The organism is Vreelandella vilamensis (assembly GCF_031451755.1).
Taxonomy (GTDB): Bacteria; Pseudomonadota; Gammaproteobacteria; order Pseudomonadales; family Halomonadaceae; genus Vreelandella; species Vreelandella vilamensis.
Window position 1 is genome coordinate 34,997 of sequence record NZ_JARWAN010000001.1, and the last position, 25,141, is coordinate 60,137.

Annotated in this window: 23 protein-coding genes; 11 read left to right on the plus strand and 12 right to left on the minus strand. The window is 58.7% G+C overall.

Features of this window, described 5'->3' with window-relative positions; all coding sequences use genetic code 11:
- Positions 1–593: 593 nt before the first annotated feature.
- The 3 genes from QC823_RS00155 to dctP form a co-directional block, all read right to left on the minus strand.
- Positions 594–1,919, minus strand: a complete 1,326-nt coding sequence (locus tag QC823_RS00155; protein WP_309654337.1) for a TRAP transporter large permease — start codon at positions 1,917–1,919, stop codon at positions 594–596.
- A complete protein-coding gene (locus QC823_RS00160) occupies positions 1,916–2,419 on the minus strand; it encodes a TRAP transporter small permease subunit (RefSeq protein WP_309654338.1) in 504 nt (167 codons plus the stop codon). The genes QC823_RS00155 and QC823_RS00160 overlap by 4 nt, the downstream gene beginning before the upstream one ends.
- A 97-nt stretch (positions 2,420–2,516) precedes the next feature.
- Positions 2,517–3,620 (minus strand): TRAP transporter substrate-binding protein DctP, encoded by a 1,104-nt coding sequence (dctP, locus tag QC823_RS00165; protein WP_309654339.1) that lies wholly within the window; start codon positions 3,618–3,620, stop codon positions 2,517–2,519.
- Positions 3,621–4,030: 410 nt separating this feature from the next.
- Here dctP and QC823_RS00170 point away from each other — a divergent pair, with 410 nt between their 5' ends.
- Both QC823_RS00170 and QC823_RS00175 read left to right on the plus strand, forming a co-directional pair.
- Positions 4,031–6,175 (plus strand): tRNA(Met) cytidine acetyltransferase TmcA, encoded by a 2,145-nt coding sequence (locus QC823_RS00170; protein ID WP_309654340.1) that lies wholly within the window; start codon positions 4,031–4,033, stop codon positions 6,173–6,175.
- Between the two features lie 52 nt (positions 6,176–6,227).
- Positions 6,228–7,682 carry an aminoacyl-histidine dipeptidase gene (locus QC823_RS00175; RefSeq protein ID WP_309654341.1) on the plus strand — a complete coding sequence of 485 codons (1,455 nt, stop codon included), beginning with the start codon at positions 6,228–6,230 and terminating at the stop codon, positions 7,680–7,682.
- 154 nt (positions 7,683–7,836) lie between these two features.
- Here QC823_RS00175 and QC823_RS00180 read toward each other — a convergent pair whose 3' ends face one another.
- On the minus strand, positions 7,837–8,313 hold the full coding sequence (locus QC823_RS00180; RefSeq protein ID WP_309654342.1) for a Dps family protein: 477 nt from the start codon (positions 8,311–8,313) through the stop codon (positions 7,837–7,839).
- Between the two features lie 74 nt (positions 8,314–8,387).
- Complete coding sequence (locus QC823_RS00185; RefSeq protein WP_309654343.1) at positions 8,388–9,524, minus strand: glycerate kinase family protein; 1,137 nt, start codon at positions 9,522–9,524, stop codon at positions 8,388–8,390.
- Positions 9,525–9,572: 48 nt separating this feature from the next.
- On the opposite strand from QC823_RS00185, the gene QC823_RS00190 reads away from it, so the two are divergent.
- Together QC823_RS00190 and QC823_RS00195 are read left to right on the plus strand one after the other, a co-directional pair.
- Positions 9,573–10,262: a DUF1007 family protein gene (locus tag QC823_RS00190; RefSeq protein WP_422823535.1), complete on the plus strand. Its 690-nt coding sequence runs from the start codon at positions 9,573–9,575 to the stop codon at positions 10,260–10,262.
- A gap of 14 nt (positions 10,263–10,276) precedes the next feature.
- Positions 10,277–11,323, plus strand: coding sequence for a nickel/cobalt transporter (locus QC823_RS00195; protein ID WP_422823545.1), 1,047 nt, complete (start codon positions 10,277–10,279; stop codon positions 11,321–11,323).
- On the opposite strand, the gene QC823_RS00200 is transcribed toward QC823_RS00195, so the two are convergent.
- Entirely contained in the window at positions 11,320–11,757 is a 438-nt protein-coding gene (locus QC823_RS00200) for an HIT family protein (protein ID WP_309654345.1), read from the minus strand. The two genes, QC823_RS00195 and QC823_RS00200, sit on opposite strands and share 4 nt — an antisense overlap.
- Before the next feature lie 190 nt (positions 11,758–11,947).
- Between QC823_RS00200 and QC823_RS00205 the strand changes: the two genes are divergently transcribed.
- Entirely contained in the window at positions 11,948–12,079 is a 132-nt protein-coding gene (locus QC823_RS00205) for an entericidin A/B family lipoprotein (RefSeq protein ID WP_309654533.1), read from the plus strand.
- Positions 12,080–12,177: 98 nt separating this feature from the next.
- On the opposite strand, the gene QC823_RS00210 is transcribed toward QC823_RS00205, so the two are convergent.
- The 6 genes from QC823_RS00210 to QC823_RS00235 all read right to left on the minus strand — a co-directional run bounded on the left by QC823_RS00210 (position 12,178) and on the right by QC823_RS00235 (position 18,124).
- Positions 12,178–12,576 (minus strand): DUF1622 domain-containing protein, encoded by a 399-nt coding sequence (locus tag QC823_RS00210; protein ID WP_309654346.1) that lies wholly within the window; start codon positions 12,574–12,576, stop codon positions 12,178–12,180.
- 101 nt (positions 12,577–12,677) lie between these two features.
- The gene (locus QC823_RS00215) at positions 12,678–13,994 is read right to left on the minus strand and encodes a short-chain fatty acid transporter (RefSeq protein ID WP_309654347.1); all 1,317 of its coding nucleotides are present in this window, start codon (positions 13,992–13,994) and stop codon (positions 12,678–12,680) included.
- 122 nt (positions 13,995–14,116) lie between these two features.
- The gene (locus tag QC823_RS00220; RefSeq protein WP_422823536.1) at positions 14,117–15,448 is read right to left on the minus strand and encodes an MATE family efflux transporter; all 1,332 of its coding nucleotides are present in this window, start codon (positions 15,446–15,448) and stop codon (positions 14,117–14,119) included.
- Between the two features lie 10 nt (positions 15,449–15,458).
- Positions 15,459–15,707: a YfhL family 4Fe-4S dicluster ferredoxin gene (locus QC823_RS00225; RefSeq protein WP_309654348.1), complete on the minus strand. Its 249-nt coding sequence runs from the start codon at positions 15,705–15,707 to the stop codon at positions 15,459–15,461.
- Positions 15,708–15,785: 78 nt separating this feature from the next.
- Positions 15,786–16,265 (minus strand): pantetheine-phosphate adenylyltransferase, encoded by a 480-nt coding sequence (coaD, locus tag QC823_RS00230; RefSeq protein WP_309654349.1) that lies wholly within the window; start codon positions 16,263–16,265, stop codon positions 15,786–15,788.
- Positions 16,265–18,124, minus strand: coding sequence for a beta-ketoacyl synthase (locus QC823_RS00235; protein WP_309654535.1), 1,860 nt, complete (start codon positions 18,122–18,124; stop codon positions 16,265–16,267). Before QC823_RS00235 ends, coaD begins: the two co-directional genes overlap by 1 nt.
- Positions 18,125–18,342: 218 nt before the next feature.
- On the opposite strand from QC823_RS00235, the gene trmB reads away from it, so the two are divergent.
- Genes trmB through QC823_RS00265 form a run of 6 tightly spaced genes read left to right on the plus strand, consistent with a single transcriptional unit; the run spans position 18,343 to position 25,130 of the window.
- Positions 18,343–19,008, plus strand: a complete 666-nt coding sequence (trmB, locus tag QC823_RS00240; protein ID WP_309654350.1) for a tRNA (guanine(46)-N(7))-methyltransferase TrmB — start codon at positions 18,343–18,345, stop codon at positions 19,006–19,008.
- The gene (locus QC823_RS00245) at positions 19,005–19,334 is read left to right on the plus strand and encodes a DMT family transporter (protein ID WP_309654351.1); all 330 of its coding nucleotides are present in this window, start codon (positions 19,005–19,007) and stop codon (positions 19,332–19,334) included. Before trmB ends, QC823_RS00245 begins: the two co-directional genes overlap by 4 nt.
- 11 nt (positions 19,335–19,345) lie before the next feature.
- Positions 19,346–20,815, plus strand: coding sequence for a D-alanyl-D-alanine carboxypeptidase/D-alanyl-D-alanine endopeptidase (gene dacB / locus QC823_RS00250; RefSeq protein WP_309654352.1), 1,470 nt, complete (start codon positions 19,346–19,348; stop codon positions 20,813–20,815).
- A gap of 34 nt (positions 20,816–20,849) precedes the next feature.
- Positions 20,850–21,221, plus strand: coding sequence for a diacylglycerol kinase (locus tag QC823_RS00255; protein WP_309654353.1), 372 nt, complete (start codon positions 20,850–20,852; stop codon positions 21,219–21,221).
- A gap of 60 nt (positions 21,222–21,281) precedes the next feature.
- A complete protein-coding gene (gene glnE / locus QC823_RS00260) occupies positions 21,282–24,236 on the plus strand; it encodes a bifunctional [glutamate--ammonia ligase]-adenylyl-L-tyrosine phosphorylase/[glutamate--ammonia-ligase] adenylyltransferase (protein ID WP_309654354.1) in 2,955 nt (984 codons plus the stop codon).
- Complete coding sequence (locus tag QC823_RS00265) at positions 24,237–25,130, plus strand: AEC family transporter (protein ID WP_309654355.1); 894 nt, start codon at positions 24,237–24,239, stop codon at positions 25,128–25,130.
- Positions 25,131–25,141 lie beyond the last annotated feature (11 nt).

The window sequence follows — 25,141 nt, forward strand, 5'->3', positions numbered from 1 at the left end:
TATTCAGGCTTAACTGCCTTGGTGAGGCTATAGCCAGCCGTGCAGAGGCTCAAGTAGCAGTTTCAACACTATTCAACTGGTTGCCAGCATGGGCCTATGCGCTGTTTTAACATTTCGCGATAAAATTGCGGCTAAAGACGCTATAACCGAGCTAAATATAGGCTAAATGTTGTTATATTGCGTTGTTTGAGATCTGTTCCTTATGTGCGAGGGCGTTAGACTAATAGATAGTGCTTTTGGCATTTTTATCGATGAGTCTACATCCTGAAACAAGCATTTATTGGTCTGACCAATATGAGGTTAAAAGGGAATGTTTTGCTGAGTGCCTGTTGTAATGGCTTTTGATTTGAAAAAGAGGCTTGATTGGTCTTACCAATTATAAAAATGCCGTTGGCGTTGCCTGGACAGACTTTCCGGTGAGGTATCACAGCGTCGCGTCTGCATTGGCGCGCCGGCGATAATGCGATGAGATATCAGTCGCAAATAGCATCACTTCACCGCTCACTGTGTACAAACGCCGCCATGAAAAGGCCTTCGCCTGCGGTGGAATAACGCAGGCGAAGGCGGGAGACACAAAAACAGAAGGGTATCGGCTAGTTGAGCAGTATCGCCGGCAGGCCGGTAATCAGCGCCGGGAAAAACGCCATCAACGTGCAGGCGAACAGGATGATCGCCACAAACGGAATCACCGCTTTGTAGAGGTCCACGATTTCCACCCCAGGCGGCGCCACGCCTTTGAGATAAAACAGCGCATAACCAAACGGTGGCGTGAGGAAGGACGTTTGTAGCACCACGGCCACCATCACCACGAACCACAGCACATCAATCCCCATCGATTCCACAATGGGCAGCATGATCGGGAAGCTCAACAACACGATCCCTGTCCAGTCGAGGAACATGCCCAAAATAAACACCAAAAAGAGCATCAATAGCAGGGCGCCGACAGTACCACCGGGCATCCCGAGCACAACGTCGCTGATGACGGTCATGCCGCCGCCAAGGGAGAACACCCCAGTAAAGGCGGTGGCGCCGACCAGGACCAGCATCACCATGGTGGTAGTTTTGCCCGCCTCAATCATCGTGTGGTAGCAGGTGGAGAGCTTACGGTCGCCGAAGATCATAAACAGGAGAAAGGCGATGAAAACGCCAATGGCCGACGCCTCGGTCGCTGTCGCGATACCGGTAAACAGCGCGCCCAATACGCCAAGGATCAAGGACATTGGCGGTACGACGTACTTCGCCAGCATGATCAAAAGCCCCTTGGTGCTGACCTCTGCCTGCTCTGCGGCGGGCACTTTAGGGCCGTAAGAGGGCTTCACAAAGCAGATGATCAGCACATAGAGCGCGTACATCACGCCGAGCATTAACCCGGGCACGAGTGCCCCGGCAAACAGCGCGCCGACCGAGACGGGCGAGTAGCTCGCCATCAAAATCAGCATGATGCTGGGCGGAATCAAAATGCCCAAGCAGCCGCTTGCCATGATGACGCCGGCGCTGAGCTCTTTGTTGTAGCCGTACTTCAGCATTGGCACCAGCGCAATCATGCCCATCACCGCAATGGAAGCCCCAACGATGCCCGTGGTGGCCGCCAGCAGCACCGACACCACGACCACGGTAAGCGCTAAGCCGCCGCGCAGGTTGGCGAGTAACAAGCGCATGGCGTCGAACATTTTCTCGGTGACGCCCGAGTCGTTCAAAAACCGCGCCATTAAAATAAACAAGGGGATCGCCACAAGGACGTAGTTATCCATGGCGTTGCCATAGACGTTATTAATAATAATGCCGAGGGTGTGGATGCCAGGGCCTAAATACGCGCCAATCACCGCGACGCCGCCAAGCACAAAGGCCAGCGGATGCCCCATAAACAGGCCAATTAATAGGCCACCAAACATCACCAGGGTGAGTAATTCTGCACTCATGCGTGGTTCTCCTCACGCAGCTGAATAATAGCACGCAGCACAATGGCGATGGCCTGCAGCAAGATCAATACGGCGGCCAGCACGATCACGCCTTTCACGGGGTAAACCGGAATCGACACCATGCCGTAGGTGGTTTCGCCACGGCTGATGGAGCGTTCGAAGAACGCCCAGCCTTGGGTTAGCAACAGCCAGATAAAGGGGACAAAAAAGATGGCGTAACCGACGATTTCCAGTACCGCTTGTTTTTTGCGTGATAACAGACGTTTTAATACGTCGACTTCCACGTGAGCGTGGTGACGAAGCCCGTAGGCGGCCATCAGCATAAAGTGGGCGCCGAACAGCATCTTGGTGACGTCAAATGCCCAGTCGCTAGGGCGTCCGAGAAAAAAACGCATCGCGATGTCATACAACACAATCAGCGTGATGACACCGATCAAAGGCGCCACAATTCGCCCAAAGAGCTCATTGAACGCATCAATGGCTTTTGCGATCGCATGCATGGGAAGTCTCCCGATTCTGAATAAGGGCTATTGATAATAACGACGCGCGACAAAAAAAACGCCCCAGCGCAAGCGCCAGGGCGGTGACGGCAGCAGATTACATGCAGGCTTCGATTTCTTCGAGAGACGGCAGGTTGTCGATAGAACGGCTCATGTTGAACGGCACGGTCACATCACGCCAGTTAGCATAGTGCTCCATGTAGCTGATCATGGAGTGATAAACTTTGGCGTGCATCGGGTCTTCACAGGCACCGCGCAGAATCACTTCGTTGGTCGCGTCTTGGATGGTGGCGAGGTCTTCCGCTGAGAGGGTGCTAATTTCAACGCCATCTTCTTGGAACTTCACCGTCGCTTCAGTGGATTCACGCTCTGACCATGCCAGTGACCACGCCATGGTGGCATCCGCCGCGATTTTCAGCGTTTCCTGGGTTTCTTCGGGGAGTGCGTTCCACGCATCTTTATTGATCATGACGCCGAAAACGCTGGCGGACTGGTGCCAGCCGGGCGTTGACCAATAATCCGCGACTTCGGAAAAGCCGGCTTTGTAGTCGACGCCCGGGGTGGAGAACTCACCTGCGTCAATCACGCCCCGCTCAATCGCTTGGTACACTTCGCCGCCGGCGAGGGTGACTTGAGAACCGCCAAGCATCTCTAACACGCGACCCTGGTCACGGCCGGAGAGGCGCAGGCGCTTGCCTTCAAGATCGGCGATGCTCTCGATCGGCGTATTGCCCATAAAGCCGGATTCGTTGTTGGTGATACCGTAGGGCAGGTACACCATGTTGTAATCGCCATACACTTCTTGGTACAGGTCAAAACCGCCCCACTGCTGAATCCAGTTGAGATAGTCGACACCGTTAAACAAGCTGGTGGTCGTGGCCAGCGGCGAGAACGCCGGGCTGCGGCCAGCCCAATAGCCCGGCCAGTCGCCGGAGGCTTGAATCGCACCGGTTTCGGTAGCATCGAACACCTCGGTGCCAGGCATTAGTGTACCGCCAGCGCGAAAGTTGATTTGCAACTCATCGCCCGCCAGCTTGTTGACCAATTCGACCCAGTGCTGGTCGATTTTGATCAAATCCAGGTTATCCGGCCACGTGGTGGTCATGGTCCACTGCTCTTGTGCATGCGCGGTGGAGGACAGCGCGGCAAGGGCAATGCCCGCGGCAAGACCGGTAACGGCAAATTTGGTCATCTTTGTCATTTTTAACTTCCTAATGAGGTTGGCGTTTAGCGTTATTGGGTAAAGTGTTGTAAATAATAATATAGTGGTAAACAGATTTTAAAATAAAGGTTAACCACCGTTTATGCCACCGCTACCCGAATGTAGCGCTATTTGCGCAAGCGATAGTTTACGTTAGCGTAAAGTTTTCGCTTACTGCTGCGAAAACAACCTAGCACAGACGCGGGGTTGCTGTGCAATATCAGCAAAAAGCGTTGGTCAACGCCGGTGTGCGCCAACAGCTTTTTAAAATACATATTAATCATAAAGTTACGAAAAATTGGTGATGACTTGTGCGCCTAAAGCGGGGAGCTAAGCGTTGAGAAAACTGAATTTTTACAACCAAAGTCGTAAGCAATGTCGGTAGTTTATGTCACTAATGTAGGCGCGTTATGAACACTTACGTGAGCTCAGCGTCTGGGTTAGCGCGCGGGCTTAGTGCCGTAATCGGGCATGCAAAACGGTTACAACGTCGTGGCTGGCGCCAATGGCTATGGCTTGAGGGTAACCCGGCGCGCGCACGTTGCGAGGCGCAGACTCTTTGGCACGCCTACGCGTGGCAGGCACCGCTATGGGTAGGGATGAATGACGCTGCAAGCGGAGAGCTCCCCTCCTGCAAGCCTTCCTTGCCGGCTTCTCAAGCCCGCACTCGGTTAGGCCAAGAGCATCAACTGATCGTCTATGACGCAAGCGAAGGGTTTGACCCGGATGCCCTCGGCGCACTGGGCGGAACGCTGATGGCGGGGGGGCTGCTGGTACTGATCACCCCCCACGATTGGGGCAGCACCCCGGATCGCGATTATCGCCGCATGGCGGATTACCCTTACGCGTGGGAGTCGCTGACGTCTCACTATATCGCTCGGCTTGCCCGCTTGCTACGCGCTGACGCGGGCGTCATCCACTGGCGAGTCGGCGAGGGCGTGCACTTGCCGCGATTACCCGCCAGTGCCCGGCAGCAGACACCGCCGCTGGATGCGGACTGCCTCACTCACGATCAAGCCCGGGCAGTTGCCATGCTCACCGCGCTTAAGCGTCGTCGCCCGTTGGTGATCACCGCCGACCGTGGCCGCGGGAAAAGCGCGGCGCTCGGCATCGCGTGCGCACGGCTGCTAAATAAAGGCATTGAAACGATTTGGGTTACCGCGCCCCGCCCGGCCGCGGTGGCGCCGCTTTTTGAGCGCGTGGCGGCGCTGTGCCCGCAGGACGAGCGGCTTTCGCCCTATGAACTGCGCCTGGCGAGTGGCCAGCGCGTGGCGTTTGTCGCGCCGGATGCATTGACTGCCGGCGTTGAGCGCGATGAACTCGGCGGCGATGGCAGCTATTTGTTGGTGGACGAAGCGGCCGCCATTCCTGCCGTGCTGCTTGGCCGCTGGTTGCAGGCCTTTTCGCGTATCGCGTTTGCGACCACGGTACACGGCTACGAAGGCTCAGGGCGCGGCTTTGCGCTGCGCTTTCGCGATCAGCTTGACCGCTATACGCCGCAGTGGCGCGAGCTAACACTTGAGACCCCCGTGCGCTGGCGCGCGGGTGACCCGTTGGAGGCCACACTCAACCGTTTGCTGCTGCTAAAAGCGCCGATGCCGCCGCGAGTTAGTGACGAAGGCAAGCCTTACCGCGTCTCGCAAGCCGCGCTCGCTCGGGATGAAACCGCGCTCAGTGCGTTATTTGGCTTGTTGGTGCAATCACACTACCGCACCACGCCCGCCGATGTGCGCCAGCTGCTGGATGGCCCCGCGACGCAGATTCGCGTTCATGGCCCAATACATGCCCCGCAGGGCGTGGTGGTCACTCGCACCGAAGGCGATTTTACGCCTGAGCTTGCCGAGCAGGTCGCCCGCGGCGAGCGCCGCCCCCAAGGGCACTTGTTGGCGCAGTCGTTAGCCGCGCATGGGGGGTGTCGCCGCGCCTTGATTGCCCGCTGGCGCCGGGTAACGCGGATTGCCGTCCACCCGGAGGCGCGCCGTCACGGCAGCGGCCAGGCGCTGCTGACGGCGGAAATGGCGGCCGCCCGCGACGAGGGCATTGACCTTTTTGGGGCCACGTTCGGTGCCGAGGCGGGGCTGGTGCGTTTTTGGTGCCAGGCCGGTTTTTTGCCGGTCAGGGTGGGAATTTCGCGCGATACGACCACTGGCGAGTTCGCCGTCATGGTGGCCAAGGCGCTTAGCCCTCACGGCGAGCAAGTGCTGGTCGCGCTGCGTCAGCGTTTTCAGGAAGCTTTTTTCAACTTATTAGCGTTTGAGCTGCGGGAACTTCCTACTGATGTGTTGGTGCTGCTTCTGGGCCATTGGCCGCGGTTGACGCTCAGCGAGACTCAGCGCCAAGACGCCGAGGATGTCGCCTACGCCAAGCGCGACCCACGTCTGGCGCGGGCCGCGTTGCAAGCGCTTTCGGTTAACGCCGCCCAACAAGCGCTAACGCCGGCGCCGCAGGCAGCGCTTGTCGCCCTTGCCGGCTGGGCGTTTCAAAACCGGCCGCTGGAAAAAGGTCACAAAGCCTCGGTGGCGGCGCTACGCCAGGCGGTGGCGGCGCTGCTCTAGCGGTGCTAGCGCCATGGCGGTAAAGTGGCCGGGTGAATTTTTCGGAGTTGTCATGAACGATCATCTTGAAACGCTCGACCCGGCGCCGCTATGGCGCCATTTTCGTACGTTGTGCGATACACCGCGCCCCTCCGGGGAAGAGGCGGCGCTGGTAGCAACGCTAGAGGCATGGGCTGATGCACAGGGCCTCGCGCACGATCGCGACGCCTTTGGCAACCTGCGAATCAAAAAGCCCGCTTCGCCCGGCAGCGAAAAGGCGCCGGGGGTGATTCTGCAAGGGCACTTGGATATGGTCGCCCAAACCAATGCCGGCACGACGCATGACTTCAGCCGCGACCCCATTCGCACGTATGTCGACGATGGCTGGCTGCACGCCGATGGCACCACGCTCGGCGCGGATAACGGCCTCGGCGTGGCGGCGGCATTGGCCGTGCTGGAAGATAAAACGCTAACCCACGGCCCGCTGGAAGCGCTGTTTACCTTGGAAGAAGAAACCTCGATGGGCGGCGCGCTAAACCTAGCCGAGGGTTGGCTTGAGGGCAAGCGGCTGATCAACTTGGATTCCGAGGAGCGCGGTGAGGTGTACATCGGCTGCGCCGGCGGCAGCGACGTGGTGGTGGAGGCTCAGCTGCCCACAAGCAGCGCCAACGACGACGAGTGCGGCTTGCGCGTGGCGCTTACCGGTCTGAAGGGTGGTCACTCGGGGATGGATATCCACCAACCGCTGGGCAATGCCAACCGCTTGCTCATTCGGGTGCTACGCGCGCTGGAGCCGCTAGGGGCACGGCTTGGCGGCTACGCAGGCGGTACCCTGCGTAACGCTATCCCGCGTGAGGCGTTTGCTACGCTGTTGCTGCCTGCTGATACTGTTGAGGCAGCCGTCGCGAAGGTCAATCAACTAGAGCAGACGCTTAAGCGCGAGCTGGGTAGCGCCGATAGCGGCCTGCAGTTGACGGCAGCGCCGGCGCGTTTTGAAGGCGACGCCTTGAACCATGATGCCAGCGCCATGCTGGTGGCAACGCTCCACGCCGCCCCTTGCGGCGTGGAGCGCATGAGCGCGGACGTGCCCGGCGTAGTCGAGACCTCGAACAATTTGGGTGTGGTAAGCCTAGAAGGTGGGCGTTTTCACCTTTGTGCGCTGGTACGCTCGCTTCATGACAGTGCCGTTGACGCCATGGTGGATCGCTTTCAAGCGCTGTTTGGCCTGATGGGGGCGCGGGCAAAAGCCGAACACGGCTACCCTGGCTGGGTACCCAACCCTGAGGGTGAGCTACTGGCCGCGTTTAAGGCGCAACATCAAGCGCTGTTGGGTCGCGATGCTGGCGTTAAGGTCATTCACGCGGGGCTTGAATGCGGCATTATCGGCAGCAAGTATCCTCATTTGGATATGATCTCGTTTGGGCCATCGATCCGGGGTGCCCACTCACCGGATGAACGCGTGGAGCTTGCCTCGGTCACCGAGTTTTGGCAGATGTTGACAGCGCTACTGGCTGCCACGGCGCGCTAGGCGTTGACGAAAACTGCCTGCATTCGCCAACGCTTCGGACCAACCCGACATCGCGGTTAATATGCAAAAAACGGCGCCTTTTGAGAGGCGCCGTTTTGCGTGTTAACGGACTAGCACTATTGACCTAGCGAGGCGTTATTTACCGTGATAAGTGTTATTTACCCAGATAAGCGTTAAGCATCCACACGGTTTTTTCCTGCTCGCGAATGTAGTCGCCCGCTTGAGCCGCGGTGCCTTCGTCATCGGCATCGGCGGCCAGCGCCAGCAGTTCACGCTGTAGCTCAATCAGCGTTTGATAGCCTTGGAGCACGCCTTTGACGCAGGCTTCGCCGTCGTGAACGTCTTTATCTTCTTGAATGTGCGAAAGTTTCACGTAATCGGTGTACGCGTGAACCGGCTTATGGCCAAGGGTCAAAATACGTTCGGCCACTTCATCCACTTTGGTCAGCAAATCCGTGTAAAGCTCTTCAAATTTGGCATGCAGCTCAAAGAAGTTACTGCCTTTTACATTCCAGTGATAGCCGCGCACGTTCATGTAGAAAATCTGGTAGTTGGCCAGCAAATCGTTGAGTTTTTCGGCGAGCTGACTGGCGCTGCCCGTGTGTAGGCCAATGCTATTGGTATCGGTCATCTCGATCTCCTTGAAAGATTTTGTGGACTGAACGTAATAGTCTTATTGATATATGTGGCTGGTGGGGGGATGTTTCAAGAGCCAGCTGCCTGCCAGAGGCGAATAAGACCTTCGCAGCGCGCCTCCACCAGCGTGGTGGTGCGTGTGACAGCTTCGTCAAGCGACATGGGGCCATCGGCAAGTGCAAACGCGGCGGTCACCCCTTCGGCGTAGCAGGCTTCCCAGCCCTCGCCTAGGCTGCCCGCCAGCACAATGACCGGCTTGCCTGCCTTGTGCGCGGCGCGGGCGACGCCGATCGGCGTTTTTCCGCTAAGGCTTTGGCCATCGAGCCGGCCCTCGCCGGTGATGACCAGGTCCGCGCGTTCCAGTCGATGCGACATATCGGCCTGCTGCATCATGAGCTCAATGCCAGGTTTGAGCGTGGCGGAGAAAAAAGCGCGTGCGGCAAAGCCCATACCGCCAGCAGCCCCGGCACCGGGCAACGCACGGTGATTTTCGCCTAAAGTGCGCGCGGTGATCTCGGCAAAATGCGTCAGCGCGCGGTCGAGTTCGGCAACGTGTTCGGGGGTGGCGCCTTTTTGTGGGCCAAAGACGGCGCTTGCACCGTGGCGGCCAAGTAGCGGGTTGTCGACGTCGACGGCGGCTTCCACATGAAGACGCGCAAGTCGCGGGTCGAGGCTGCTAAGATCAAGCGAGTGCAGCTCGGCTAACGCGGCCCCGCCAGGGGCGAGCGGCTGGTGGTGGCGATCCAATAATTTGGCGCCAAGGGCGGCCAGCATACCGGCACCGGCATCGTTGGTGGCGCTGCCGCCGAGTAGCAAAAGGACCTTTGCGGCGCCAGCCTCCAGGGCGGCACGAAACAACTCGCCAACGCCATAGGTGGAGGTAGTGCGGGCATCGCGCTCGTCGGCGCTAAGCGTCTGAAGCCCGCTGGCTTCTGCTAGCTCGATAAACGCGGTACGCTCTGCTTCAAACCAGCCCCAAGCGGCTTGGGTCGGTCGGCCAAGGGCGTCATGCACGTAAGCGATGCGCCGCTCGGCTCCGGTGGCGGCGATTAAGGCATCAAGGCTGCCTTCACCGCCGTCGGCCAGTGGACACAGGTCAATGTGCGCTTGAGGCGCTGCACGTTGTATTCCACGTGCCATCGCTCTAGCAGCCGCCTGGGCACTTAACGCATCTTTAAAACTGTCGGGGCAAAGTAAAAGGTGCATCAGGACTCCATTATGATCGCAAGGCATTGGCAGGCGAGAGAACGTTTTATGAAGAGCGTAACGCAAAAAGCGAAAACACGCTGGTTAGCCCAAGGGCTGATGCTGGCGGTAAGTGGCGTGCTAATAAGCGCCGTGCCGAGCGCTGCCTTGGCACACCCTCACGGCTGGATTGATTTGAGCGTGGAGGTAATGACCGATGCTGACGGCAATGCCACGGCGCTGCACCAGACATGGCGGATGGACCCTTTTTATAGCCTCGTCGTCCTAGAAGAGCTTTCTCAGGGGGAAGAGGCAAATTTAGACGAAGGGCTTGACCATCTCGCGCATGAGATTCGCGACAATTTAGCGGCCCAGCACTACTTTACCGAGGTGCGGCTTAACGGTGAGCGTCAGGCGCTGGGCGAGGTCACCAATTACACCGCGTTGGCGCGAAACGGTCGGCTGCATTTTATGTTCCGGCTGCCGCTGGCAAAACCGCAGCCGCTAAAAGAGAGTGAACTGACGTATCAAGTCTTCGACCCAACCTACTACTTGGAAGTCGTGCACGAAGCCGAAGATAATACCGTGCTCGATGAGGCGCTGACGCTGCGCGGCGAGTACGACTGTACGTTAAACGTCGAGCCTGCCGACCCGGACCCTGAGCTCATCATGCGGGCGACAATGTTGGATAAAGATGAGCAGGGCGAGCCTGGGCTTGGGCGTCATTTTGCAGAAACCGGGGTGGTGGCGTGTCGTTAAGCTGGCGTAAATGTATGGTGGCGGTAGGGCTGGCTGCGCTTCTGGCGGTGCTGGCCTACGCCGCTTTATCTGGCGCCTTTCAGGTGCTGAGCTATCAGCTTTTAAGCTGGCAGCGTGACCTGCACCGTGCGCTGACACTGACGATCACCGAGCTTTCCCAAACCCCCTCCGTCGCGACCTGGACGATGCTGATAGGTGTGAGCTTTGGCTATGGCGTGTTCCACGCGGCAGGGCCAGGGCACGGGAAAGCCGTGTTGGCAACGTACCTTGCCTCCCATGGTGGCGCGACGCGCCGCGCGCTGGGGCTGTCGTTTGCCGCCTCGATGCTGCAAGGGGTCACTGCCATTGCGCTGGTGGTCGTGCTGGTGCACGCGCTGGGTTGGGTCACGCGCCAAGCCATGGGGAGTGTCACGGTGGTGGAGCAAGCGAGCTTTTTGCTTGTGGCGCTGCTCGGGATTTGGCTCTGTGTGCGTGCGTTCAAGCAGCTACGCGCGGCGTATCGTGCTCCGCAGGGCCAAGCACCCGATGCCCTCGACCATCATCACGACCATTTTCATCACCACCATGGTCATCACGACCACGATACCCATATTCACACTCACACTCACACTCACTCGCATGATGCCGATTGCGGTTGCGGCGGGGCTCACCATGTGGAGCCCACGCAGGCATTGGATTGGCGCACGGCGTTGATGACCGTGGGTGCCATCGGCATGCGCCCATGTAGCGGTGCGGTATTGATGCTGGGGGCGGCGAGTCTACTGGGGCAGTTTATGCTGGGCGTGGCGGCCGTGGTGGCGATGTCGCTCGGAACGGGGCTGACGGTGTCAGCGTTGGCGTTGGCGACGATTTTTGCTCGCGATTGGGCCAAACGGCGGTTGGTGAGTCAGCGTCAGCGCCAACGCGGGCAAAAACTCGCCGGTTGGTTGGCGCTGACTGGCGGTGTGGTGATTGTTGCCTTGGGGGTGTCGCTAAGCTTGGCTGGCGTCGCGCAGCCTGGTGGCATGCCGCTGCTCAACGAACCTGCCACGCGCCAAGAGGCGAATCCGTTAAGAGGTTAAGCGTTGTTGTCGGGGGCGACGTCGAGCCCTTCAATGAGCGCTAATAACTTATCGCGCACCTCGGCTTGATCATCAAGAGAATACGGTGTGGGTTTGCCAATGCCCCATACTGGGCTGGGCCAGGCGGCATCGTCGTGGTGGCGCACGATAATATGGAGATGCAGTTGGCTGACCACGTTACCGAGGGTGGCGATATTCATTTTGTCGCCATTAAACCCTTTTTTCATGGCGTCGGCCAGCGCACTGGCTTCTCGCCAGAGCTGTCTTTGATCATCCAAGGTAAGTTCGAAGACTTCGCTGATATGGGGCTGGTGAGGCACCAGCACCACCCAGGTAAAGCGCGCATCATCCATTAACAGCACTCGGCACAGGGGTAACTCCGTCACCGGATAGGTGTCTGCTTCCAAGCGCTCATCCAAGGCAATATCGTTCATGCAAGGTTCCTTTATCTGGGGGTGAAGGATCTTGGCGTAAAGCACGAGCATAGCAGCCTTAATGAGCGCAATTCTATTAATGCTGTTACGCTGAAAGAGCGTGGTTGGGTAAAGCCGAGCAGGCTGCGCTGATCAATTTTTCATTGTGGAAATAGCAAAAGGAAAGGAGAGTGCGATGACACGATTCAACTTGAAAAAAGCCCTTGCCGGTGGCTTTATTGCGCTAATCACCATGGGTGCGCTTACTGGCTGCAATACCATGTCGGGCGTGGGGCAAGACGTACAAGAAGGCGGCAAAGCCGTTCAGGATGCGGCAAGTTAAGATAATCGTTCCCGGCGTGCGAATCGCTTGGGGTTACGGGGAGCTTTCATAATGCAGTAAAAGGCCTGAATAATGAGTCAAGCCTGATGCTTGACTCATTATTGGGAGGCGTCGTTATAGGGCCGGCGACTGCTTTTGATATCACGGCGCTTGAACTTATGGTTTTGCCACGGCCAATGGCCTTCGACTTCGACATGTAGGGTAAAGCCTAAAAACGCCCGAATGAGCACCACAGCCGCGAGGGTGGCAACCTGTTCGCCGGTATTCACCACGATCACCGTTTTGATAAGGTCGCCCGCAATTAAAAAGTCTAGCCCCACCAAAATCGAGCGGCCAATCCCATGGCGGTAGGCCAGATAGGCATGGGGGCTGTCGTAGAAGTTGGGGTGACGTATAAAGCGGTAAGTGGCAATCAAAAAGCCGGCTACCATCACGGCAACGCCCACGGCTTCTACCGTGAGCGCAATATGTTCAATCCAGTGTAAAAAAAGGGACACGGCTTTCTCGCTATGTCGTGGCCTCTTTCCCTCTCCCTTGGTGTTAAACCGTGTGAGAGGAAAAGAGGCAATTTCTTGAAAAGTTAGCGCTTAGTGAGCGTTTAGAACCACACCAAGCCCACGGAAATGACCGCACCGGTAATGAATAGCTGCACCAAGCAAAAGCCCATGATGTCTTTGGCTTTTAGCCCGGCGATGGCGAGTACCGGCAGCGCCCAGAACGGCTGCAAAAGGTTGGTCCAGGCATCGCCCCAGGCAACCGCCATGGCGATGCGCGCGACGTCTGCGCCCAGGGCTTCAGCGGCGGGTAGCATCACCGGCGCCTGCACCGCCCACTGGCCGCCGCCGGAAGGCACGAATAAGTTGACGATCCCGGCGCTAATAAAAGACCAGAACGGCAGCGACGTCTCGGTGGCAAAGGACACCAACCACTCCGACATGCTGGCGGCGAGCCCTGACTGGATCATGATCGCCATGATGCCGGCGTAGAACGGGAATTGGATCACGATGCCCGCGCCGCCTTTGACCGCTTCGTGCAAGCTGGTCAAAAGGCTACGTGGGGTGCGATGCAGGACAATCGCTAAGAACAGGAACATGAAGTTAACCACGTTCAGGTTCAGGCCACCGCCGCGTAGTAGGAAGTGATCGAGCAGGAAGATAAGCCCCGGAATCCCTACCAGCCAGGCGAGAATAACGCTGTTTTCCATGCGCTCCGCCGGGCGGGTAATGCGTGTCGGCCCTTGTTCATCGGTGGCGTCTTCTAGTTGGGCGCGGTCAACGTAGACGCTGTCTTTCTCGTCCGGCAGCATCATGCGGTTAACCAACGGCATGACGATAAATAAGCACACCACAATCGCCAGGTTAAAGAAGGCAAAAATGGTGGAGCCGGTGCCGATCACGCCGATTTGGTCCGCGGTAAAGTGGCCGTCAGTGGCAATGGTCAGCGGGATAGAGCCTGCCAGCCCCCCATGCCAGATCACAAAGCCCGAGTAGGCACTGGCGACCAGCAGACGGTAATCGACCTTGATCAGTTTGGCGAGCTCTTTGGCGAACAGCGCGCCGACGACCAGGCCAAAGCCCCAGTTGATCCAACTGGCAATAAGCGAAACGTAGGTGACTAGCAAAATCGCGCCGCCAGGGGTGTTCGCGAAGCTGGCGATTTTCTGCAGCAGGCGCTTAACGGGGGGTGAGCTTGCCAGCATAAAGCCGGTCACCAGCACCAGCAGCATTTGCATCGAGAAGGTAAGAAGGTTCCAAAATCCATCACCCCACATCCGCATCACGGCCAGTGGCGTCTGGCGTTCAACGGCAATCGCCGCCACGGCGGCAATAATGGTGAGTAGGAGAACGAAAATATATGGGTCAGGCAAATACCGCTCAACCAGCTTAACCGCCGGCTTTGAAATCATCTTTAGCATGAGAGGCTCGCTATTATTGGTTATACGTCACGTGCGGTTTCAATATACGTGTTTTGCCCCCAATTTTGCAGCCGTTGCGTTTTACGCTTCGACAGGCTCAGCGTGAACGGTGGCCACCGCGACTACCGCCAACGGGTCAAACGGTAGCGGCGGTAGTAAATGATCAACACGCCCGAGCGCACTAAGGCAAATAGCGTGAAAGCGAACCAGAGTGCGTGATTGTGATACTCGCGGCTTAGCACCTCAGTGGCGAGCCACCACGCGGGTAAATAAGCCGCCAAACCGATAAAAATGCTGTTGCGCATTTCCTTGACGGCCGTAGTGCCAATGAATACGCCGTCAAGCAAATAGCTCCATACCGCGATAAGCGGCATGGCCACCATCCACGGCAGGTATACCGCCGCCGTAGCACGCACTTCCGGTAGGCCCGTGAGCAGGGCAATGAGCGCGTTACCGCCAAGGGCAAACGCCAGCGAGGCGGCAAGGGTTGTCCACAGCGAGAAGCGTGCCGCCGCTTTTACCGTCGCGGCAAACGCTCGCCAATCGCGACGGCCGAAAGCGCGTCCAATGAGTGATTCCGCGGCGTGGGCAAAGCCGTCCAGTGCGTAGCTCACCAGCATAATAAACTGCAACAGCACCGCGTTGGCGGCCAGGATGGTATCGCCTTGGCTTGCGCCCTGAGCGGTGAAAAACGCCATGGCGAACAAAAGCCCAAGGGTGCGCACGAACAGATTAGCGTTCACATGAAACAGCGCCCGGTAAGCGCCTAATGAGGTGAGCTGATGGCGAAGAAAGTGTCCTTCGAGGCAGCCAAGCTGGCGCAGTACGAGTGCGGTGCCAAAGATAAACGCTGCGTAGTCGGCCAGCACGCTTGCCCAGGCCACGCCGTCGCTGGTCATGCCAAGCCCGACGACAAACCACAGGTCGAGCACGATATTGACACTGTTGGTCAGCACCAGAATCATCAGCGTCACGCGCGAATTCTGTTGGCCGAGAAACCAGCCCAAAATGGCGTAGTTCGCCAGTACCGCCGGGGCCGAAAGAATGCGGATTTCGGCGTATTCCCGCGCCAGCGGCGTAGCGGTTTCGCTGCCATCAAGCAGCCACAGGCCCAGTGAAATCAGCGGCGATTCCAACACGATCAAAAGCACGCCAATGACGGCGGCCATGATCAATGCTTGGCCGAGCAGGTTACGCACCTCCGTATCGCTTTCACGCCCGACCGCTTGGGCGGTGAGCCCGGTGGTACCCATCCGCAAAAAGCCAAACCCCCAATAGAGAAAGCTAAACAGCGTCGCCCCTAGCGTGACAGACGCTAAGTAGCGTGAGTCCGGCAGATGGCCGACCACGGCGGTATCCACCAGCCCCAGGAGCGGAACGGTAATATTGGAGAGGATAATCGGCCACGCCAGCGCCCAAATGCGTTGACGTGGTGGGATGGTAATGGAGGACACAGACGCGGGGTTAGCTCGACGTGATCCGCTGGTACTTTTCCATTAATTGGTCGTGGGTCTCGGGTCGCTCGGGGTCAAGAGGAATGCAATCCACCGGGCACACCTGCTGGCACTGTGGCTCATCGTAATGGCCGACGCACTCGGTACATAGATTAGGGTCGATCACGTAAATCTCCTCGCCGGGAGAAATCGCGTCGTTGGGGCATTCGGGCTCGCAGACGTCGCAGTTAATGCACTCGTCGGTAATCATTAAAGCCATGGGCATACCTCGTGTACGGCGTCACTCGGCATCGCGGCGCGCGATACCTGAGTATTTTACTCAACAATAGACGGTTGGCTAGCTATTGTAGTGCTTGTGCAGCGCCTGTGCGACCTGCGCAGGCACCATCAACGAAATGTCGCCGCCGAGTTTGGCGATTTCGCGCACCATGGTGGAGGAAATATAGGAATTTTCTAACGCCGGTGTGAGAAAAACGCTCTCAAGCTCGGGGTTTTGGGTGCGATTCATATTGGCGAGCTGCAGTTCGTACTCAAAATCCGACATCGCGCGAAGCCCGCGAAGGATGATATTGGCCTGCTGCTCGCGCATAAACGTGGTCAAAAGCGATGAAAAACCGACGATCTCGATATTAGCAAGCTCGGCACACACCTCCTGGGCAAGCGTGATGCGCGTGTCGAGGTCCAGAGCAGGGCGCTTGCCGGGGCTTTCCGCGATGGCAATGATGACCTTATCGAACATGCGAGCGCCGCGCTCGATCAAATCAAAGTGGCCGTTGGTAATCGGGTCAAAGGTGCCAGGGTACACGGCGATGTTCATTACGTTTCCTTATCATCCGGTGTCGCCTCGTCCAAGCGGCCGAAGGGGTTGTTCACGCGTAGCGAGACGGCTTTATCGTAGCCGGGGATATGAATCCGGTCGGCATGAATCTCAAGCTCGGGGCCTTCGAGCACCTGCTCGCCAAACTGATAGCGCGGCTGGTAATGCCCACGGTCGGCTTGTTCAAGGTAGGTATTGGCGGCTTCACGCACGCCGTCGCGGCGTGTTTTCCAGGCGCTAATGGCGTGTGCGCCGTGGCGCTGAGTCAGCAGCCGCTCGGTGACCTCTGGCGACAGCACCACACCGGTGGCGTTATTGCCGCCAAAGCCCTTGGCGTTAATGAAAGCGGCGTCGGCGTGAAATAGTTGCGTCGGCTGCGAAAAACGCAGTTGCTTGGCATAGACATCATCGGCAACGGCATCCAGCGTGGGGATGCCCGGCAGCATGCCGTGAGCAAAGCTTCCTAACGCGCTCATGAGCTGATCCCCCGCCGAGGAACCCTGCGAATGGCCGATAAACGCTTTAATGGCCACCACCGGCCAGTCGGAGATGCCATTGGCGCGGGCAATTTCATCGAAGACATGGGATTCGGTGACGCGGTTTTTTGGCGTCCCGGTGCCGTGGGCGTGCAGAAACGTCCGCTCTTTAAGCGCGCGATCACCGAGCAAGTCGCGTGTAAGCGACGCCGCTTTGCCCAAGGTGATGTAGTTGCCGATGCCGGGCGCGGAGATAGAGCGTTTGAAACCGTCGGCATTGACGAATACATCCGGCACCGCGCCAAGGATATCCGCGCCGGTTTCCAACGCCAACGCATCGTCCATCAGCATGACAAACTGGCTTGATTCGGCCATGGTGAAGCCGCAGTTGCGCGCAAAGGGGCGACAGGCCCGCTGATAGTCAGCGTCGGTTAACTTTTCTAGCGCGTCTAATGCTTTCAACCCCGCGTCATCAGCCAGTGCGCCCATGGCACGAAAGCCTTCGATGATTTCCGGGGTGATCGGGGCATCGGCGGTGCCGACCATTACCACGCGGCAGCGCCCGGCGCGAATATCGTCGATGCCCAAGCGCAGGTTATACAAAAAACTGGCGCAAGCGCCGAGCGCCGCGCCGGTGCCGCCAACGCTGCCGAGCACATAGGCATTCAAAAAATCAGCCGGCATCTGCGCGTAGCCCAGCGGCATTTGTTTGGAGGTGGCGCGCTGCCCGCTGACCAGGCTTTTCAGTAGCCCGCCCCAGCCTTGATCATCCAGCTGCCCGATGGAATTGCCGGCATAAACAGCAATTTGGCCCGGGTCGAGCCGTTGGCGCAGGGTTTCCCAGGTGAAGCCACTCGCCCCGATACAATCGCTGGCGCTAAAAATCGCCATGGAAAGTCCGCGCGGATGGTGAACGCTGCGATAAAGCGAGGCGGGATCAAAACCGCTTGGCAGCTGAGCCGCCGTCGAGACTTTGGGCGTCTGGGCATCGGGTAGCAGCACATTGAAGTCGCCCGCGGGCACGCTGACTTCCACTTGGCGCGCATCGAGTTCGCGTACATCCCAATGGTCGGGAATATGCTCGGGGAGCTGACGGCGGCGCAGCTGAAAGTGCATCGGCTCGCTTAGGCCAAGCGAGGCTTGGCGGTTGGCGGGCATCCCCGGTGGGTTAAAGCGCGGGTCTTCGTTGCGGCGCACCAACGTGTGCTTAAGCACCGTTTCACGCAGCGCCTCAATGGATGAGGGGGTGTCGGCATTAAGGCGCATAAGGGCGGCCAGGCTCTCTAAGGTCTGACGCTGCTGATCGGTAGAGAGTGCATCAAGCACGGTGCGGCGAAAGGCCTGATGGCCCGAGGTTCTGCCGGCGGGATTGATGCCGCCCATGCCGACAATCACCGGTAAGTGTGACAAGCCGGGTTCCTCGTGGTGCGGTGGTGGTCAAAATCGTGATTGGCATGCGATCACGGTAACGTGGCGATCACGTGCGTTTCATCATTTGTTGGAGTGTGATCATAGCACCAGGCGTGCAACGCCGTCATGCTACAAGCACACGAGCCTGATAGAATCTGCTTCTTTTTGACGAATAATGGGTAAAAACCGCCATGCAAAAGCGATCACGCGCGGTGTCGTCTAATCAGCCGGGGCCTCATCAGGATGTTTCACGGCGTGTGGCACGGGCGCTGGCGCACCCGTTGCAAAAGCCCATTGCCGCGCACAACCAAGTCGCCTTTGACCAGGCCGATGCGTGGCTTGACGCGCAGGCCGCCCCGCTGATTCTCGATTCGGGCTGCGGGGTAGGGCTTTCCACGCGGCGCTTAGCGGCGACTTTTCCTGACCATGCGGTGATCGGGGTTGATCGCAGTGAGGATCGTTTAGGGCGTGAACACGGCGAACCGCCGGGGAATGCACTTCTCATGCGCGCCGATTTGGTCGATTTCTGGCGTTTGGCACAACGGGCGGGCTGGGCGCCTTCGCGTCACTATTTGCTTTACCCTAACCCTTACCCCAAGGCGTTGCATTTGGGCCGTCGCTGGCACGGGCATCCGGTCTTTCCTACGCTGCTGGCGCTGGGTGGGCGGCTGGAGCTGCGCTCGAACTGGAAAACGTACGTCGAGGAGTTTGCCCAAGCCGTGGCGTACGCCACGGGTAAGTCGCCGGATGTGGCAGCGCATGACCCCAATGGCGACTATTTAACCCCGTTTGAAGCGAAGTATGACCATAGCGGCCAGGCTCTCTGGCGTCTCACCGTGAATCTGGAGCGTGTATGACCTTTGTCTATTTGGTGCTTGCGATTGTGGCCGAAGTGGTGGCCACCAGCGCGCTTAAAGCCTCGATGGGCTTTACGCGCCCACTGCCGAGTATCGTGGTGGTGGTGGGCTACGGCCTGGCGTTTTACTTGTTAAGCTTAGTGTTGCGCACGCTACCCGTTGGCGTGGCCTATGCGATTTGGGCGGGCCTGGGCATCGTGCTGGTTACCATAATGGGCATTGTGGTGTTCGGCGAAAAGCCCGACTTGCCTGGCGTGCTGGGGATCGTGTTCATTGTCGCCGGCGTGGTATTGCTACAAGTATTTTCCAAAATGAGCGTGCATTAAGGATGTAAATGGTGACAAAAACGTTATTGAAAAAGCGTTCTGGGTTTATCGTCGTGTCGCTGGTGGTGGCGGCGTTCACGTTGCTGTCGAGCCCTACGGTGAAGGCCGACTTTTCGCGTTTGGCTGCGTTACAAAACGACGGGTTTGCCATTAGCGCTGAAGCGCGATTGCTCAATGCCCCTAACGTGACGCTGGCAAGCCTCAACCCCAACGCTGAGCGCTCACCCGCTTCCGTGACCAAAGCCTATCTGGGGGCCGCGGCGCTTAACCGTTTTGGCCCGCAGCACCGTTTCACCACGCAGCTGGTGAGCCCTGGTGAGATCGATGCCAATGGCGTGTTGCAAGGCGATTTGGTGTTTGAGGGCGGCGGTGACCCAAGTCTTACCAGCGAAAATTTATGGCGATTGGTGCAACGTTTGCAGCAAGCGGGCGTGCGCGAAGTGGCGGGCGGCTTGGTGGTGAGTCAGTGGCGTTTTGGCCCGGTGGAGTGCATTACCACCGACCGCTGCGACGCGCGCTCACGGGTGGCGAATAGCTACAGCGCGCCGCTCTCATCGGCCGGGGTGAACTTTGGCAGCTGGTGCGTCAACGTCGCGCCTGCGGCCACCCCGGGTGAGCCTGCGCGTATTACCCACTGCGATGGCCCATCGTCGCTCACCCGGGTGGATAATCGCGTCACGACCCGCCCGGATAACAGTGGCACCGAACTTAACGCCGAGCGCCTTACCGACGAGCACGGCGATATCATGCGCATCAGCGGGCAGATCTCGACCAACGCCTGGCCGCGGGATGTTTATCGCGGTGCCAGCGACAGCGCGAGACAAACGGCGCAAACGCTTCACGCCATGCTGACGCGAGCGGGCATTGTGATGGGAAGCGAACCCAGGGTCACCGCCGAGCCGCCGCCTCAAGGCGCAAGCCGGTTGGCCGCGGTAGACGGCAAGCCGCTGCAGGAGATTTTGCTGCGGGTGATGAACTACTCCAACAACTACATGGCCGACGTGCTGGCACTCAACCTGGTCGAAACACCGGGCGCGCAGCTACGCCAGGCGGGCGAGGCGCTGGAAGCGTACGCCAGGAGTTTGCCGGGGCACGGCCCGGTCACGCTGGAAAGCGGCAGCGGCTTAACCACCGGTAACCGCACCAGCGCTCACGGCGTCAACCTGATGCTGGAATCGATGTTTCATCAAGCGTCGCTGTTCCCGAGTTTTGTCGCCACGTTTCAATCGCCCGCCAACGGGGTAATGCGCTTTATCCGTCGTGGTCCTGAGGCGTTTCAGCACAATGTGATGATAAAAACCGGCACGCTCAACCAGCCATTTGCGGTGCGCGCCGCCGCTGGCTATTTCCGCACCGATAGCGGGCGTTGGGGGGTGTTTACCGTGTTGGTTAACGGTAGCCGCACAACGCCTTATCTTAACTGGACCAAAGTGCTAGAGCCGCTGACGCAAGATTTGGATGACATGATACGCGCCCATTAACCGCGAGACGGCGCTTGCCACGTGAGGATGATTGATGAAACCTGGCCATACGGGCTTAACACACTTAAAGCACTCCACGCGCTACTCATTAAAAGGGTTAAATGCGGCGTTCCGTCACGAAGCCGCGTTTCGCCAAGAGGTGGGGATAACGCTGGTACTGCTGCCGCTGGCGTGGTGGGTCGGCGATGGGCCGCTCGCCTGGTTGATGCTGATCGGCAGCTGCGTGCTGGTATTGATCACTGAACTGTTAAATAGCGCCATCGAAAGCGTGGTCGATCGCATCGGTACCGAGCACCACGAGCTTTCGGGCCGAGCCAAGGATATTGGCTCGGCCGCGGTCATGCTCGCGCTCATACTCGCCGGCCTGACCTGGGGCCTGCTAGGCTGGCAAAAATTCTTAGGATAAGTTCTTGAAATAGGTTATTAAAATAAATTCTTGAGATAACAACCAACTAACGAGGGCGCTATGGAACTCAATGACGACATGTTACCGCTGGATTTTCTGCCCGCGCCTTTGAAAGCGCCGGCGCAACAGGCCCGCCAGCGCTTAAACGAGTCGCTTACCCAGGCGGATAACATCGCGTCCATGAGCGACCAAGAACCTCCTTCGGAAAGTTGGGAAGCGCTTAGCGCGTCGCGGCGTGAGGCGCTTACCAAGGTCATCACCGTCTCCACCTTTGCGCTGGATGTACTGGCGCGCACGCCGACGTTACTCGCCGAGCTCGATGCCGCGGGAGAGCTGGATGCAACTCCCAGCCGCGAGACGCAGGCAGCGTGGCTAGCCGAGCGGTTAGAGACGGCCGAGGATGAAGCCGCCATGCACCAGGCGATTCGCCGCTTTCGCCAAGCGCGGATGCTTGGCATCGTGTGGCGCGAGCTGAATCGTCCTGAAGGCTACGCGATGTGGAATACCGCCGCGGCGGTGTCGGACCTTGCCGAGTTGTGCCTGGAAGGCGCGCTCGATTGGTTGGAAGCGTTTTTACAGCCGCGCTGGGGGCTGCCGGCGCTGCGCCGTGATGAGAGTGAGCAGCGTTTAGTGGTGCTGGGCATGGGCAAGCTGGGCGCCGGCGAGCTCAACCTCTCCTCGGATATCGACCTGATTTTCGCCTTCCCCGAGAGCGGTGAAACCCAAGGTGGGCGCAAGGCGCTCGACCATCAAGAGTACTTCACCAAGCTAGGGCAGAAGTTGATTGGGGCGCTGGACGCCGTCACCGCCGATGGCTTTGCGTTCCGCGTGGATATGCGCTTGCGCCCGCTCGGCGACGGCGGCCCGCTAGTGGGCAGCTTCTCGGCGCTTTCGGCCTACTACCAAGACCAGGGCCGTGAGTGGGAGCGCTACGCCATGCTCAAGGCGCGCCCGGTGGCGGGTGATATCGACGCGGGCGATGAGCTTTTGGCCAGCTTGCGCCCCTTTGTGTACCGTAAATACCTCGATTTCGGCGCCATTGAATCGCTGCGCGAGCTGAAATCGATGATTAACCGTGAAGTGAAGCGCAAGGGCATGGAAAGCAATATCAAGCTCGGCCCCGGCGGTATTCGCGAGGTGGAGTTCGTGGTGCAGGCGTTTCAGTTGATTCGCGGCGGCCGCGATACCGAGTTGCAGGTGACGTCGCTTCACCGGGCACTGAACCGCCTGCCCGAGCTTGGGCTGTTGCCGCAGGCCGTGGTGGACGAGCTTATCCCCGACTACGCCTTTTTGCGCGATGTCGAGCACGCCCTGCAGGCCTTGGAAGACCGCCAGACCCAGCGCTTGCCGGATGACGCGCTCGACCGCGAACGCGTGGCGTTGGCGCTCGATATGGAAGATTGGCCCGCGGTGGTGGCCAAACTCGACGAAGTGCGCGAGCGGGTACGCCGCCACTTCGACGCCGTGATTGCCGACCCAGAAGATGACGTTGAAGAGACCAGCGACAGCGACGCCAGCCTTGAACAGTGGCGCTTAGTGTGGCGCGGTGAGTTGGAACAAGATGAAGCCGAAAGCTATTTGGCTGATGCCGGGTTCGTGGAGCCCGACAAGGCGCTTAAACGCCTTAGTGGGCTTTATCATTCCCGCGCGGTGCAGAGCATGCAGCGGATTGGCTTTGAGCGTTTAGATGCGCTGATGCCACTGTTGCTTGATGCACTGGCGCAAAGCGAGACGCCCGATACCGCGCTACCCCGGGTGCAACCGCTGATTGAAGCCGTGCTGCGGCGCACCGCGTACCTGGCGCTGCTGCGTGAAAATCCCCAGGCGCTGGTGCATCTGATGCATCTGTGCTCGGCGAGCCCCTGGATTGCCGAGCAGCTCGCCCGCTACCCGATTCTGCTCGACGAGCTGTTGACGCCGGAATCGCTTTACACACCGGCGGATAAAGCACGGTTGGCCGATGAGCTGCGCCAAACGCTCAACCGCATTCCCGAAGATGACGAAGAGGCGCAGTTGGAAGCGTTGCGGGTGTTCAAGCACGCCCAGACCTTACACGTCGCGGCCTCCGATATCGCTGGCACGCGGCATCTGATGAAAGTAAGCGATTACTTGACTTATATTGCCGAGGTGATACTCGACGCCGTGCTCGCCATGGCGTGGAAGCACCTAACGCGCAAACACGGCACGCCGCCGGGAATGCACATTGATACGGCCGCGTTTTTGATCGTGGGCTACGGCAAGCTCGGCGGTATTGAACTTGGCTACAGCTCCGATCTGGATTTGGTTTTTCTTCATGATAGCGACGGCAAAGGCGCGACCGATGGCCCGCGGTCGCTGGATACGCCGGTATTTTTCACTCGCCTTGGCCAACGCATTATTCACCTGTTAACGGCGGTAACGCCCGCCGGCTCGCTCTACGAGGTCGATATGCGCCTGCGGCCTTCGGGCAACGCTGGGCTTTTGGTCACCTCAATCGATGCCTTTGCCGATTATCAGCGCGAAAACGCCTGGACCTGGGAGCACCAAGCGCTGGTACGCGCGCGCGTGGTGGCGGGCAACGAAGCGCTCGCGGAGAAGTTTAACGCCGTGCGCGGGGAGATTCTGGCGCAGCCGCGCAAGCGTGAAGCGCTGCGTGAAGACGTGGTCAACATGCGCGATAAAATGCGCGATCATCTGGCGAGCAAAAAAACCGGGACGTTCAATCTTAAGCAAGATGCCGGTGGCATGGTGGATATCGAGTTTCTGTGCCAGTTCGCGGTGCTTTCGTTGGCCCATGAAACGCCGGAGCTGCTGGCCTATAGCGATAATATTCGCATTCTGGAAACGCTGGCTGGCAGCGGGCATTTGCCAAAGGACGAAGCCGAACGCCTGCGCGACGCCTACTTGGCTTACCGCAGCACTACCCACCGGGCGGCCTTGACCGGCGGGAAAGCGACCGTGGATGAAGGCGATTTTCAGGCCGAGCGCGAGACTGTGAGGGGTTTGTGGGAGCGCTTTTTGGGTGTCGAGGAATAAATGATTGGGCAGATTCTCGCCACGCTGTTACCGGTGTTTTTGATCGCTGGCTGTGGCGCGGCTTACGGGCGCTTTCGCACGCCGGATATTAGAAGCCTCAATACGCTTAACATGGAGCTTTTTGTTCCGCTTTTGGTGTTTGCGGTGTTGGCCGACCGTCAAGCGCCGCTTGCTGACTACGCTTGGTTGGCATTTGCGTCCGCGTTAGTGGTGTTGGGGTCGGGGCTGGTGCTCTGGCCGCTTGCCAAGTGGCTTAAGCTTGATGTGAAAGTGTTTCTGCCGCCGATGATGTTCAACAACTCCGGCAACATGGGGGTGCCGCTTCTGGTGCTGGCGTTTGGCGAACAGGCGCTGCCGGCGGCGGTGGTGGTGTTTATCGTTGAAATGCTGTTGCACTTTTCGGTAGGGCTTTACATGCTCGACCCGCGCACCTCGTTATGGCGGCTTTTGCGTATGCCGATTGTGTTCGCAAGCTTGGCTGGGCTTATGGTGAATCTAGGCGGCGTGCCGCTGCCGGGCTGGCTTCTTGAATCGATGCACATGTTAGGTGGGGTGTGCATTCCGTTGATGCTGTTTGCCCTCGGCGTGCGGCTTTTGGAGATCGACTTCAGCGACTGGCGAACCGGGATGCTCGGCGCGCTTTTGTGCCCGCTTTCGGGCTTGGTCATTGCGCTGCCGCTGATGGTACTGCTGCCGCTTAACCCGCTGCAGCTCGCGGTGCTTTTAGTGTTTGCCGCGCTACCCCCGGCGGTGCTCAATTACTTAGTCGCCGAACAGTACCAGCTAGCGCCGCAAAAAGTTGCTTCCCTGGTGCTGATCGGCAACCTTGGTAGCCTGGTGGTGATGCCGCTAACGCTTGCCGCGGCCTTTGTGTGGCTCGTGCCGCCGGCATAGCGATAGGATAT

Bases quoted from the DNA above. Each gene is read 5' to 3' on its own strand.
- QC823_RS00155 (WP_309654337.1), bottom strand. From the start codon at position 1,919: ATGAGTGCAGAATTACTCACCCTGGTGATGTTTGGTGGCCTATTAATT.
- QC823_RS00160 (WP_309654338.1), bottom strand. From the start codon at position 2,419: ATGCATGCGATCGCAAAAGCCATTGATGCGTTCAATGAGCTCTTTGGG.
- dctP (WP_309654339.1), bottom strand. From the start codon at position 3,620: ATGACAAAGATGACCAAATTTGCCGTTACCGGTCTTGCCGCGGGCATT.
- QC823_RS00170 (WP_309654340.1), top strand. From the start codon at position 4,031: ATGAACACTTACGTGAGCTCAGCGTCTGGGTTAGCGCGCGGGCTTAGT.
- QC823_RS00175 (WP_309654341.1), top strand. From the start codon at position 6,228: ATGAACGATCATCTTGAAACGCTCGACCCGGCGCCGCTATGGCGCCAT.
- QC823_RS00180 (WP_309654342.1), bottom strand. From the start codon at position 8,313: ATGACCGATACCAATAGCATTGGCCTACACACGGGCAGCGCCAGTCAG.
- QC823_RS00185 (WP_309654343.1), bottom strand. From the start codon at position 9,524: ATGCACCTTTTACTTTGCCCCGACAGTTTTAAAGATGCGTTAAGTGCC.
- QC823_RS00190 (WP_422823535.1), top strand. From the start codon at position 9,573: ATGAAGAGCGTAACGCAAAAAGCGAAAACACGCTGGTTAGCCCAAGGG.
- QC823_RS00195 (WP_422823545.1), top strand. From the start codon at position 10,277: ATGGTGGCGGTAGGGCTGGCTGCGCTTCTGGCGGTGCTGGCCTACGCC.
- QC823_RS00200 (WP_309654345.1), bottom strand. From the start codon at position 11,757: ATGAACGATATTGCCTTGGATGAGCGCTTGGAAGCAGACACCTATCCG.
- QC823_RS00215 (WP_309654347.1), bottom strand. From the start codon at position 13,994: ATGCTAAAGATGATTTCAAAGCCGGCGGTTAAGCTGGTTGAGCGGTAT.
- QC823_RS00225 (WP_309654348.1), bottom strand. From the start codon at position 15,707: ATGGCTTTAATGATTACCGACGAGTGCATTAACTGCGACGTCTGCGAG.
- coaD (WP_309654349.1), bottom strand. From the start codon at position 16,265: ATGAACATCGCCGTGTACCCTGGCACCTTTGACCCGATTACCAACGGC.
- QC823_RS00235 (WP_309654535.1), bottom strand. From the start codon at position 18,124: ATGGGCGGCATCAATCCCGCCGGCAGAACCTCGGGCCATCAGGCCTTT.
- trmB (WP_309654350.1), top strand. From the start codon at position 18,343: ATGCAAAAGCGATCACGCGCGGTGTCGTCTAATCAGCCGGGGCCTCAT.
- QC823_RS00245 (WP_309654351.1), top strand. From the start codon at position 19,005: ATGACCTTTGTCTATTTGGTGCTTGCGATTGTGGCCGAAGTGGTGGCC.
- QC823_RS00255 (WP_309654353.1), top strand. From the start codon at position 20,850: ATGAAACCTGGCCATACGGGCTTAACACACTTAAAGCACTCCACGCGC.
- glnE (WP_309654354.1), top strand. From the start codon at position 21,282: ATGGAACTCAATGACGACATGTTACCGCTGGATTTTCTGCCCGCGCCT.
- QC823_RS00265 (WP_309654355.1), top strand. From the start codon at position 24,237: ATGATTGGGCAGATTCTCGCCACGCTGTTACCGGTGTTTTTGATCGCT.